This is a genomic window from Paraburkholderia sp. CNPSo 3272 (assembly GCF_024206495.1).
Lineage (GTDB): Bacteria > Pseudomonadota > Gammaproteobacteria > Burkholderiales > Burkholderiaceae > Paraburkholderia.
In genome coordinates this window covers 157,539-169,017 of sequence record NZ_JAMBPQ010000008.1, presented here as the reverse complement: position 1 = coordinate 169,017, position 11,479 = coordinate 157,539, and the positions used below count along the sequence as shown (strand labels likewise).

The following is an 11,479-nucleotide window of genomic DNA, read 5'->3' as shown; positions in this document are numbered from 1 at the left end:
CATCGGCATGGACAAGCTCGTTGCAGAAACGGTGGCGCTGATCCTGATGTTCCTGGCCTTTCCGCTCACCAGCAGGGGCGCGACCACCGGTAACACGCTGCTGCTGAGCCTCGGCCTGCTATGCGTGATTGCCGGCGGAGCGCTGCCGATCATCACGCGGTTCATGGATCACTCCAAAGACAAGGTCAGGGACGCGGGCGTCGAGTTCGACGATCGGGCCTCCTGATCGACTCGTCGCTTTCGCGCGTTGGAGCGTGTCGCTTTGCCGGATCAACATCACGGGAGCGCATTCATCATGAGTCATCCAAACGGCCCTCGCACCGGTCGGCCGCCCACCCGCGCACCGCAAGGGATGGTGTCGACTCCTCACTATCTCGCGAGCCAGGCGGGCGTCGCCATGCTTCAACGCGGCGGAACGGCAGTCGATGCCGCGATTGCCGCGAACGCCGTGCTGTGCGTCGCCTACCCGCACATGGCGGGATTGGGCGGCGACGGATTCTGGCTGATCGCCGACGGCAAGAGCGAGCAGGTCTACGCCATCAATGCGAGCGGACCCGCTGCGCAGCAAGCCACGCTGGCCCGCTATCGGGGCAGCGCCGGCGCCGACGAAATCGCGGCGCGCGGGCCACAGGCCGTGCTCACCGTGCCGGGCGCGATTGACGGCTGGCGTCTTGCCCACGAGCGCTTTGGGCGGTTGACATGGGCGGACCTGTTCGGGCCGGCGATCGGCTACGCTCGCGACGGCGTGCCGGTGAGCCGCTCGCTCGCGGACTGGACGGCGCAGGACGTGCCGATCCTCACGAAATATCCCGAAACCGCGGCGATCTTCATGCCGGGCGGCCGCGTGCCGGCCGACGGCGAACGGCTCGTGCAGGGTGCGCTTGCACGCTCGCTGCAGCATCTCGCCGATCACGGCGCGCGGGCGGGATTTTACGAAGGCGATCTCGCTGCGCGCATTTGCGGCGCGATCGGTCAGGCGGGCTCACCGCTGCAGGCAGACGACTTCGCCGCGTACCACGCGCAATGGGTGACGCCGATCAGCACGACGTACCGGGGCAACACGGTGTACGAACTGCCGCCGAACACGCAAGGCTTCACGCCGCTGCAAATCCTGAACCTGATCGAGGGCTACGACGTCACCGCGTGGGGCGACGGCACGGCAGACTACTATCACTACCTCGCCGAAGCGGTGAAGATCGCGTTTGCCGACCGCGAAGAGTGGCTTACCGACCCGAGCTTCGTCGCGATACCGGTGGACGAGCTCATCTCCAAGGCGTACTGCGACGAGCGCCGCAAACTGCTGGACCCCGAACGTGCGCTCGACATCGCAACGGTGCCCGCGGGCATTGCCTATCAGCATCCGCACGAGCGCCGCGCGCCGGACGGCGACACCTGCTACTTCTGCGCCTCGGACAAGGACGGGATGGTCGTCTCGCTGATCCAGTCGATTTATCACGACTTCGGCAGCGCGGTGATGGGTGGCGACACCGGCATCATCATGCAGAATCGCGGCGCGTTCTTCTCGCTGGACGAGCATCATCCGAACAGCCTGCAGCCGGGCAAGCGAACGTTCCATACGTTGATCCCGGCGCTGATGTCGCGCGACGGCAAGCCTTGCCTCGCATTCGGTTCGATGGGCGGCGAAGGGCAGCCGCAGACGCAGGCGGCGCTCGTCACGAGGATCGTGGACTTCGGCTACGACGTGCAGCAGGCCATCGAGGCGCCGCGCTGGCTGATGGGCCGTACCTGGGGCACCAAAACGCGCAACATGTCGCTCGAAGGACGCATTTCCGACGAAGTCGTGCGCGAACTGAAACGCCGGGGTCAGCCGGTGCAGATGGTCACGCACTGGAACGACAACATGGGACATGCCCACGCGATCCGGATCGATCACGAACAGGGCTTCTATGAAGGCGGCGCCGATCCGCGCGGGGATGGCGCGGCGCTGGGCTACTAGCTTTCGCGGCTGCTGACGGCGGACTAGCGCACTGGTGAAGTCGCACGAAGGTCGAACACATGAATCCGATGATCGTTACCTCGCTCATCCTCGTCGTAACGATGGTGCTGTTCATCTGGAACAAGCTGCCGGCGGCGGTGGTCGCCGTCATGTCGCTGCTCGCCCTCTACCTCACCGGCGTGCTGACGATGCACGAGGCGTTGGGCGGATTCGGCGATCCGCTCATCGTCTTCATCGCCGCGCTGCTCGGCGTCGGGATCGGCCTCGAGACGACCGGCGTGGGCACATGGGCGGGCCAGTGGCTCATTCGTCATGCCGGCCAGAGCCAGAAGCGGCTCATCGCTTCGCTGCTGATCCTGTCCGCCATCTCGACGGCGCTGATCGGCATGAACGGCGCCGTTGTCGCGATGTTGCCGATCGCGGTCATCGTCTGCGTGCGCACGCGGCTCGAGCCTTCCCAACTGATGATGCCGGTGTCGATTGCGTGCCTGACCGGCGCCAAGCTCACACTGCTAGGCAGTCCTGTGAATGTCATCGCCGCGAGCGCGGCCGATGCGGCAGGCGGCGCGCCGATTCGCTTCTTCGAATGGTCGATTGTCGGCCTGCCGCTTTTCGCGGGCAGCCTCGTCATCATTCTGGTGCTGGGGCCGCTCTTGCTGCCCAAACGCAGTTCGGGGTCGCTGCCTGCCGATTTCAGCCAGCATGCGCATACGCTTGTCGAGCAGTACCGCATGGCCGACGACGTGTGCCGCCTGCGCGTGCGCGCCGGCTCGCCGTTCATCGGCAAGACGGTGGGCGACGTCGATCTGTCGCAATACCCGGGCCTCAGCGTCCTCGGGCTCACGGACGAAGAGGATGCGGAACTGGGCGGGCAAGCCGCCCTCGAGGGGCAGCACCTTCTGGTGCGGGGCGACGCGCAGGTTGTCGCCCGGCTGGCAAACGACCTGCACCTCGCCATTCGCGAGCCGTACGCGGAATCGCAGGCAGTGACCAATGCGCTGTTCAACCGTACGTCAGGCCTTGCGGAAGTGGTGATCCCGCAGCGCTCCGCGTTGATCGGTCAAACCGTGTTTGCGGGCATGGCGACGCACGAAGGCGACCTGATGGTTCTCGCCGTCCAGCGGGGTGGCGAAGACGTACCTGGACCGTCCACGAATCTGCTTGCCGGCGACCATCTGCTGTTTCGTGGCACATGGGAGGCGCTGGACAAGCACTTCTCCGACCCGCAGATCCTCATGGTCGATGCGCCGCAGGCCGTGCGGCGCCAGACCGTCGCGCTCAGTCGCGGCGCTCGCGAGGCGCTCATCATCCTCGCCGTGCTGGTCGTGCTGCTGGCGACCAATGTCGTGCCGGCCGCCGTGGCCACGCTGATCTGCGTGACGGCGATGGTGCTGACACGCGTGATCAAGCTCAGCCAGCTGTATTCCATCGACTGGAACACCTGCGTGCTAGTCGGCGCGCTGATCCCGCTCGCCACTGCGATGTCGAAGACCGGGCTCGCGTATCTGCTTGGCGACTACGTGATCCAGATCGTCGGCTCGGGCGGTCCACGCGCCGTGATGGCGGGGCTCTTCGTCGTCGCGGCGGTGCTGACCCAGGTCATCTCCAACAACTCTTCCGCGCTCGTGACCGTGCCGATTGCGGTTGCCACAGCGCGGGAACTCGGGGTGTCCGCGACGCCGTTCCTGATCGCGGTCGCGCTGGGCGCGGGCGCAGCCCACCTCACGCCAATGAGCACGCCGGTGAACATCGTCACGTACGGGCCGGGCGCCTACGCGTTCGGCGACTACTGGAAGATCGGTGCGCTGATCGTGCTGTGGTCGATGGCGGTTGTCGTGTTCATCGCGCCGTTGTACTGGCGCTTCTAGTCAGGCCTGGCTTGCGCGCTATTCGGCGTCCGCCTTCATTTCGCGCAGATGCTTGTAGACCGTCGCGCGCCCCATGCCCAGCACCTTCGCCACATAGTTGGCGGAACTCTTGCCCTTGAACGCGCCTTCGGCGTGCAGCGCCTCGACAAGTTCGCGCCGGTGTTCGCGCGTGAGCGAGTTGAGCGCGATCTGCCGCTCGCGCAGCCAGCCGTGCAGAAACGTGTTGATGCGCTCCTGCCAGTCATCCCTGAATAGCTCCTCGGGCTGCGCGATCACGCCTGCGCCGCGCAAGAAGAGGTTGAGCGTGGCCTGCATGTCGTCGAACGCGGCGATGTTGAAGTTGATGCACATGACACCCGCCGCGTGCCCTTCGTCGTCGAACAGCGCCGTGCTCACGCAACGCATGCGCCGGCCGTCCCAGTTCACCTTCTCGTAGGGCCCGAGCAGCTTGTTGCGCGTGGTTTCCTCGACGTCTTCGAGCGCGGAGTCGTCGCCGACCTCGCGCTTCGAGAGATTGTTCGAGAGATACGCCACGGTCTGGTCCGAGAGGTCGTGAATCACGACCTCCGCGAACGGAAAGAACAGCGTGGTGATGCTGTCCGCCACGTGCGCGTAGCGCGCGAGCAGCAGGTCGCGCGCGGTCTTCGGGCTGGCGGTCTTCTTCACGCGGGTTTTCTCGTCTTCTCGTTTCGGCATCGGACTGGGACCGGGTTGCGGCAGAAAGGACATCGATGATACTGCGATCAGTTGGCGCCGCGCAGCAGCGGGCATCAACGTGCGCTTTGCAGATGCGTATACAGCGCGTTCGCGACGGCGATGTCTTCGAGGCCAAGGCCGATCGAGCGGAAGAACGCGTGGCGCGCGTACGCCGGTCGCGGGCAGGTGTCGTTGACGAGTTCCGCGAGATCGCCCGCGATCGCATCGGGCGACCAGCCGTGCTCGCGCGCGGCCAGCACCATTTCGCCCGCGCTTTGCGGCGTGGTGTGGCGATAGTCGCAGTACACGTCGAGCGAGGGCAGCGCGGCCGGATCGATTTCATGCGCGAGTGCGACGTTCGTGCTGATCGAGGTGATGAGCGCGGGTTTCGTGAGCGTGTCCAGCGCGAGCACGGGCTTGCCCGACGAGGTGCACAGCATCACCACGTCGGCGTCGTGCACGCAGGCTTCGGGCGTCTGCGCCACGCTTGTGCGCGCATCCAGCTCACGCAGTTCGGCCTGGCGTTGTGCGTCGCCGGCGAGCTTCGGCGAAAACACGCGAATGCTCTCCCACGCGCGAAGCGGCGCAACGTGACGAAGATGCGCCAGCGCGACCGCGCCCGAGCCGATCACGGCCAGGCGCTTAGCCTCGCGCGGCGCGAGCTGTTCGACGGCGAGCGCCGTAGTGCCCGCCGTGCGCTCGGTGGTGAGCAGCGCCGAGTCGCACCACATGAGCGGCTGGCCGGTTTTCATCGACATGAGCGCGGTCCAGGCGGTGATGACGGGCGGCTGGCCTTCGGCGCCCACGATGTACGGCGAGAGCTTCGCGCCGAATACGCCTGCTTCGGCGAGCACGCCGAGATAGGTGATGAAGTCGCCGGCCTGCTTCGGGAACAGCGTCAGGGTTTGCGGCGGCTGCACGGCGTCGCCGCGGCCGAGCGAGGCGAACAGGCGCGCGAGTTCGCCTCGCACGTCGAGGCTGGGCAGCGCGGCGCGCACCTGGGCGGCGTCGACGACGAGCGGCGCGGCAAAGGCTTGGGACATCTCGTTCATGTAGGGGCTCCGGAGTCGCAGTGTAGACATTTTTGTCCATTCTAGACTTTATTTTTATTTTTCGTCTATATTCCTCCTGCGGCCGCGGCCATCGTGAAAGGGCGCCGCACGAAGCGCAGCACACTTGAACAGACACTTATTACGAATTGGGTGACGACGATGAACAGGAAAATGATTCGCTTTGCGGCTGCGGCCAGCCTTGCGTGCCTGGCGGGCATGACGGCGGGCGCGGCGCACGCGCAGGACCCGAAAACGCTGCGCTTCGGCGTGGAAGCCGCCTATCCGCCGTTCGAGAGCAAGACGCCAGCGGGCGATCTGCAAGGCTTCGACATTGATATCGGCAACGCGGTGTGCCAGAAACTGCAGATGAAGTGCGTGTGGGTGGAGAACAGCTTCGACGGCCTGATCGCCGCGCTCGAGGCGCGCAAGTTCGACGTCATCAATTCGGCCATGAACATCACCGAGAAGCGGCGTCAGCAGATCGCCTTCACGCCCGCCATCTACGTGATGCCGATCCAGATGGTCGCGAAGCGCGGTTCGGGCCTGCAGCCCACGCCCGCGAGCCTGAAGGGCAAGTCGGTTGGCGTGCTGCAAGGCTCGACGCAGGAAGACTATGTGCGCAAGCATTGGGGCACGCAGGGCGTGAACGTCGTCACCTACGAGAACCAGGACCAGATTTTCGCGGACCTCGCGGCCGGGCGCCTGGACGGCGCGGTGCAGGAAGTGCAGACCGCCACGGACGGCTTCCTCTCGAAACCGCAGGGCAAGGGCTTCGAATTTGCGGGCGCGCCGCTCAAGGACCCTGCTACGCTCGGCGAAGGCACGGGCTTCGGCATGCGCAAGGACGATGCGGCGCTCAAGGCGAAGGTGGTCGCCGCGATCGATTCGCTGCGCCAGGACGGTACGCTCACGAAGCTGTCGATGAAGTATTTCGGCCGCGATATTGTCGCGAAGTGATGTCGATGACTTCGGACTCCAGAGCAGATTCATGAGTCAGAGCGCGATCGTTCTCGGGGCGGGCATCGTGGGCGTGAGCGTCGCGCTGCATCTGCAGGCGCGCGGCGTGCAGGTCACGCTCGTCGACCGGCGCGGGCCCGGCGAGGAAACGAGCCATGGCAACGCGGGGTTGATCGAGTCGTCGTCGGTGGTGCCTTATGGCTTTCCGCGCGACTGGCGCACGCTGCTGCGGCTCGTGCGCAACGACTCGACCGTGCTGCGCTACGACGTGCGCTCCTTGCCCGCCTACGCGCGCTGGCTCGCGTCGTTCTGGCGCGAGTCGCCGCCGGCGCGCCTCGCGCACGCTGCGCGCGACATGCTGCCGCTCATCGAGCGCAGCGTGGCCGAGCACGACGCGCTGATTGAGCGTGCGGGCTTGCGCGACATCGTGCGGCCCATCGGCTGGCTCGAAGCGTGGCGCTCGCCCGCCGGCTTCGCGCGCGAAATGCGCACGGCACAGGCTGTGGCCGACGCACACGGCCTGCATGTGCAGATGTTCGACGCGCCGGGCCTGCGCGCGCTGGAGCCTTCACTCAACGCGGGCTATGCGGGCGCGATTCACTGGATCGATCCCGCGAGCGTGGCGGATCCCGGCGCACTGACGAAGGGTTATGCGCAACTGTTCCTGCGTGAAGGCGGTGCATTTGCACAGGGCGATGCGCGCACGCTGATGCCCGAAGGCAAGGGCTGGCGAGTGCAGACCGACGAAGGACCGGTGAGCGCCGAGCTTGCGGTCGTGGCGCTCGGCCCATGGTCGGATCTCGTGACGCAGCCACTCGGCTACCGCGTGCCGCTCATGGTCAAGCGCGGCTATCACATGCACTACGCAAGCGAGGCGCGCGCTCCGCTCGTGCGTCCGGTGGTGGATATCGAAGGCGGATATGTGGTCGCGCCGATGCGTCGCGGCCTGCGTCTGACTACGGGCGTAGAGCTTGCCACGCGCGAGCGTCCGCCCAACTATGCGCAGCTTGACGCGGCCGAGCGCGAGGCGCGTCCCGTGTTCGGCCTCGGCACGCGGCTGGACGAAATGCCCTGGATGGGCTTGCGCCCGTGCACGCCCGACATGCGCCCGCTGCTCGGACCTGCGCCGCGCCATGCGGGGCTCTGGTTCGCGTTCGGTCACAATCATCACGGACTCACGCTAGGGCCAGTCACGGCGCGCCTCGTTGCCGAGCAGATCGTCGGCGAAACGCCGTTCATCGATCCCACGCCGTATCTGCCCGCGCGATTTGGCTGAGGCTCGTGCGTCGGAAGAACGCGGCGACCGCGCGTCGCCGCGCTCGAACCGAAGGCTGCCGACGTCTTCGGGTCCTGGCTCGACCTTCGCGTTATGTGCGTCTGCGCACCACGGAGTTTTCCCAATATATGGAAAATCCGCTTGCGTTCCATCGCGGAACTTCTAGACTGACAACTTGCGATTCGAGCCGCGCCCCCCTAACTAGCCGCACTGCACGGAGTGCTCATGCGACTGACCATCCTGATCAATGGTTCTGACCCGGCAGTCAATCACGAATTCGCCCTTGTGTGGATCGATCTCGACCAGAAACGCTGGTCGCGCGAGTCACATGAAGGGGTCAACCTGCCTTCGTGGGGCGACGTACGCGCTGGCGGCGACGAGACGGTTTTATGCGCTCCGCAAACCGATGCGCCTCTTTGCATCATGCGCGGCCTGAGCCTGGACGAACGGCAGGAAGTTCACTCCGGGCATGGTGATGTGCGCTGGTCGGACAACGGCGCAAGCAAAGAAACTGCATGGCAGTGGCGGTTGCAGGCTGTTGACCGTAAATCGGTGCGCGCCGCGAATTCGCTGTTTGCCTGCTAGTCGTTCATAAGACGGCTGTGTGAGCCGTCGCCGATGCCGTGCGCCATTACTCCTTCAATGTCGCGAGTAGCCGGTCGATTTCGTCGAACTGGCTTTTCGACAATTGATGGCTTTGCATGATTTCCTGCAGGCGCTTTCGCCAATAAGCCGGCGGCAAACGCGACTCGTTCAGGTCCTCTGCAGACAATCGCTGAATCACGGATTTGATGTGCAGGATATCGCTATGAGCGACTTGCGACGACCAGGCGCTCAACTTTCTCGGTTGGCCGCCGCCGTCCAAACCCCTTTGTGACACTGTTCCCATCTTTTTTTGCCGTCGGAATATGGCGTCGCGCATACATGCCCCGAGCGCACCACCGGCCCTGCGGCCTCCTGTTGTCATTTACCTGGGAAGGCACGCCCCGAATCAGGCGTCCTGAATGCCGAATGGATATTTTGTTCGGCCAGGCCGAACGTCGTTCGGCGCGTTATTTATGGTAGTTTCCAGCTTGATGACTGTCAATATTGGCAGCGCTAAGCTGGCTGAAATGCCAGGCCGCCCGCGAGCGGATAAAAAACGAAATACAAATGACACAAACAGACCAAACCCTGGGGGAGCGCAACGCGCTTCGCAGCGTCAGCCGCGCGCTCGACGTCCTGGAGACGCTGGGAGGCAGCGATAACGAGGGGCTCACCGTCGCCGAGATTGCGACGGCGATCGGCGTGTCGAAGAGCACGGCGTTCGAGTTATTGCAGACCTTGCTCGCCCGTCATTACGTGACGGATGTACGCCTCGGCGGCTCACGTCGCTATCGGCTCGGCTTTGCGCTCGTGCATCTCGGCGACCGGGCGGCGGCGGACGTCGGCATATCCCAGCTCGCGATGCCGGTTCTGCGCGAGCTCACCGACACCACCGGTCTGACGTCCCGGCTTGCGGTGCTAGACGACAACGGCTACGCCATCGCAATCAACCGCGTCGAGGCGCCCGGCATCGTGCGGATTGCGTCCGCCCTCGGACAACGCGAGCTCCCGCATTGCTCGGCGCTCGGCAAATCCCTGCTCGCGTTATTGCCGCCGGCGCGCGTCGTCAAGCTGCTGGCGCATACCGGCATGCCGCGCCGCACCGAATACACCCGCCTGACACCCGCGGAGCTGATGAAGGATCTGATCCTCGTCGCCGAGCGCGGCTACGCATTCGACGACGAAGAAGACAACCTGGGCGTGGTTTGCGTCGGCGCGGCAATTACGAACCGCGACGGCGAAGGCGTGGCTGCGATCAGCGTGACGACGCTCAAGAACGGGCTGGATGACGACGACCTGCACGCGCTGGGGCGCACGCTGCGCAACCATGCAGAGCGCATCAGCCGGATGCTCGGCGCGCGGATTGGCGCGTAGCGCGGCGAGCTGGCGCGCATCTTCCTGGCGGATCACCGGTGCCCCCGCGACGGGGCGAGGACCTCATGCTGACCACCTTTTTCGATCTGTTCGATCTGCACGACGCGAACAGCTATCTGCCCGATCTGCTCAAAGGGGCGCTCACGAGCATCGAGCTGACCTTCAGCATCCTGGCGCTCAGCCTGCCGTTCGGCCTGCTGCTCGCCATCGCCAGAATCAGCCGCGCGCGGCTTCCTAGAGCCATTGCCTCGGTGTATATCGAGGTCATTCGCGGCACGCCCGCGCTGCTGCAACTGTTCTACATCTACTTCGTGCTGCCTTCGTTCGGGATACGCTTCGCTCCGTTCACTGCAGGTGTCATCGGGCTGTCGATCAATTATTCAGCGTATCTCGCCGAGGTGTATCGCGCGGGCATCGAAGCCGTGCCGAAGAGCCAGACGCAAGCCGCGAAGGCGCTTGGCATGTCCGGCCGCCAGACGATGCACCTGATCGTGCTTCCCCAGGCGATCCGTATCGTCGTGCCGCCGCTCGGCAACTATGCGATTTCGCTCTTCAAGGACACCTCGCTCGTGTCGATCGTGACGGTCAAGGAGCTGATGTTCACCGGCCAGATCATCTCGTCGACGAACTTCCAGTACGTCACGATCTTCACGCTGGTCGGCGCGCTTTATCTGGCGTTTTCCTGGCCGAGCGCCCTGGTCGTGCACTGGCTAGAACGCAAGATGGGCACCACGCGGCCCGCGAACGCCGCAGTGCGGGCGCGATGACCGGCGCGCTCGCGCGACAGGCTGCAAGGCGAATGACGGGATCGATTCGACACATATGGATAACTAACTGATTCGGGGCGTTTCATGCGCAAGACTACGCTGGCATTTGCATCGATATTGATGGGTGTTGCAACGTTGCTGTCCAATGCCCATGTGGCTGATAGCGGCGCAATCAGCGATGTGCGCTTCGATGGCGGAGACGGCTCGTACGCGCGCGCAATCAGGAACGGCGTCACGCTCGTGATCGCCGCCGATCCGCCGTCGACCTACCGGGATGAAAAAACGCACACGCTCGACGGCGCGGATGTGCGCATCTTCCGCGAAATCACGAAGCGGCTCAAGATCACGAAGGTCACGTGGGACATCGTGCCGTTCGATGCGATGATTCCGGCACTCCTCGCCGGCCGTGCCGACGTGATCGTCGACAACCTGCACGAGAACGAGCAGCGGCTGCGCGTGGTGGCATTTACGAGCCCCGCATACTGGTACGGATCGGGCATCGCGGTGCAGCGTGGCAATCCGTCGAAGATTCATGGATGGGACGACTTTGCCGGGCATACCGTCGGCACGGTGCGCGGGAGCATCAATCAGCAGTTGCTCGAAGGGCGCAAGGACCTCAAGGACCTCAAGCTCTATACGAGCAACGAGGCGGAGTTCTCCGATCTGATCGCGGGGCGAATCGACGTTGCAATGGAAGACGACATCAAGATCGGGCAGTTCCTGAAACAGCATCCCACTGCCGCAATGCAAATGGTGGCGGACTACAGGCCGCTGCCGCAGGAGTACGGATACGCGCGCTACGCGTTGCGCAAGGGCGACGTCGATCTGAACAACGCGGTGTCGCGAACGCTCGACGAACTTCGCGCCGACGGAACGCTGGGATCGATCATCAGGCAGTTCGGCTATACCGACCGCAATCTCTGGTATTTCCCGGTGAAGAACTGATT

The 11,479-nt window shown here is 64.7% G+C and carries 12 protein-coding genes; 9 read left to right on the top strand and 3 right to left on the bottom strand.

Features of this window, described 5'->3' with window-relative positions:
- Positions 1 to 7 precede the first annotated feature (7 nt).
- The 3 genes from M3I53_RS13165 (at position 8) to M3I53_RS13155 (ending at position 3,825) form a co-directional block, all read left to right on the top strand.
- Positions 8 to 226, top strand: a complete 219-nt coding sequence (locus M3I53_RS13165; RefSeq protein WP_069262417.1) for an EmrB/QacA subfamily drug resistance transporter — start codon at positions 8 to 10, stop codon at positions 224 to 226.
- 69 nt (positions 227 to 295) lie between these two features.
- Positions 296 to 1,957 carry a gamma-glutamyltransferase gene (ggt, locus tag M3I53_RS13160; protein WP_254316356.1) on the top strand — a complete coding sequence of 554 codons (1,662 nt, stop codon included), beginning with the start codon at positions 296 to 298 and terminating at the stop codon, positions 1,955 to 1,957.
- 59 nt (positions 1,958 to 2,016) lie between these two features.
- Positions 2,017 to 3,825, top strand: coding sequence for an SLC13 family permease (locus tag M3I53_RS13155; RefSeq protein WP_254316355.1), 1,809 nt, complete (start codon positions 2,017 to 2,019; stop codon positions 3,823 to 3,825).
- 18 nt (positions 3,826 to 3,843) lie between these two features.
- Here M3I53_RS13155 and M3I53_RS13150 read toward each other — a convergent pair whose 3' ends face one another.
- Positions 3,844 to 4,491, bottom strand: a complete 648-nt coding sequence (locus tag M3I53_RS13150) for a transcriptional regulator (RefSeq protein ID WP_254316354.1) — start codon at positions 4,489 to 4,491, stop codon at positions 3,844 to 3,846.
- Between the two features lie 104 nt (positions 4,492 to 4,595).
- A complete protein-coding gene (locus M3I53_RS13145) occupies positions 4,596 to 5,564 on the bottom strand; it encodes an ornithine cyclodeaminase family protein (RefSeq protein ID WP_254316432.1) in 969 nt (322 codons plus the stop codon).
- Positions 5,565 to 5,732: 168 nt separating this feature from the next.
- Here M3I53_RS13145 and M3I53_RS13140 point away from each other — a divergent pair, with 168 nt between their 5' ends.
- The 3 genes from M3I53_RS13140 to M3I53_RS13130 all read left to right on the top strand — a co-directional run bounded on the left by M3I53_RS13140 (position 5,733) and on the right by M3I53_RS13130 (position 8,391).
- The gene (locus M3I53_RS13140) at positions 5,733 to 6,530 is read left to right on the top strand and encodes an ABC transporter substrate-binding protein (protein WP_254316353.1); all 798 of its coding nucleotides are present in this window, start codon (positions 5,733 to 5,735) and stop codon (positions 6,528 to 6,530) included.
- A gap of 31 nt (positions 6,531 to 6,561) precedes the next feature.
- On the top strand, positions 6,562 to 7,806 hold the full coding sequence (locus M3I53_RS13135) for an FAD-binding oxidoreductase (RefSeq protein WP_254316352.1): 1,245 nt from the start codon (positions 6,562 to 6,564) through the stop codon (positions 7,804 to 7,806).
- Positions 7,807 to 8,031: 225 nt separating this feature from the next.
- Positions 8,032 to 8,391 (top strand): DUF3564 family protein, encoded by a 360-nt coding sequence (locus M3I53_RS13130; RefSeq protein WP_254316351.1) that lies wholly within the window; start codon positions 8,032 to 8,034, stop codon positions 8,389 to 8,391.
- A 46-nt stretch (positions 8,392 to 8,437) separates the two neighbouring features.
- On the opposite strand, the gene M3I53_RS13125 is transcribed toward M3I53_RS13130, so the two are convergent.
- Positions 8,438 to 8,728 carry a hypothetical protein gene (locus M3I53_RS13125; RefSeq protein ID WP_254316350.1) on the bottom strand — a complete coding sequence of 97 codons (291 nt, stop codon included), beginning with the start codon at positions 8,726 to 8,728 and terminating at the stop codon, positions 8,438 to 8,440.
- A gap of 230 nt (positions 8,729 to 8,958) precedes the next feature.
- On the opposite strand from M3I53_RS13125, the gene M3I53_RS13120 reads away from it, so the two are divergent.
- The 3 genes from M3I53_RS13120 (at position 8,959) to M3I53_RS13110 (ending at position 11,477) form a co-directional block, all read left to right on the top strand.
- Complete coding sequence (locus M3I53_RS13120) at positions 8,959 to 9,765, top strand: IclR family transcriptional regulator (protein WP_254316349.1); 807 nt, start codon at positions 8,959 to 8,961, stop codon at positions 9,763 to 9,765.
- A 65-nt stretch (positions 9,766 to 9,830) separates the two neighbouring features.
- A complete protein-coding gene (gene ehuD, locus M3I53_RS13115) occupies positions 9,831 to 10,532 on the top strand; it encodes an ectoine/hydroxyectoine ABC transporter permease subunit EhuD (protein ID WP_254316348.1) in 702 nt (233 codons plus the stop codon).
- Between the two features lie 84 nt (positions 10,533 to 10,616).
- Positions 10,617 to 11,477: an ABC transporter substrate-binding protein gene (locus M3I53_RS13110; RefSeq protein ID WP_254316347.1), complete on the top strand. Its 861-nt coding sequence runs from the start codon at positions 10,617 to 10,619 to the stop codon at positions 11,475 to 11,477.
- The last annotated feature ends 2 nt before the right edge of the window (positions 11,478 to 11,479 follow it).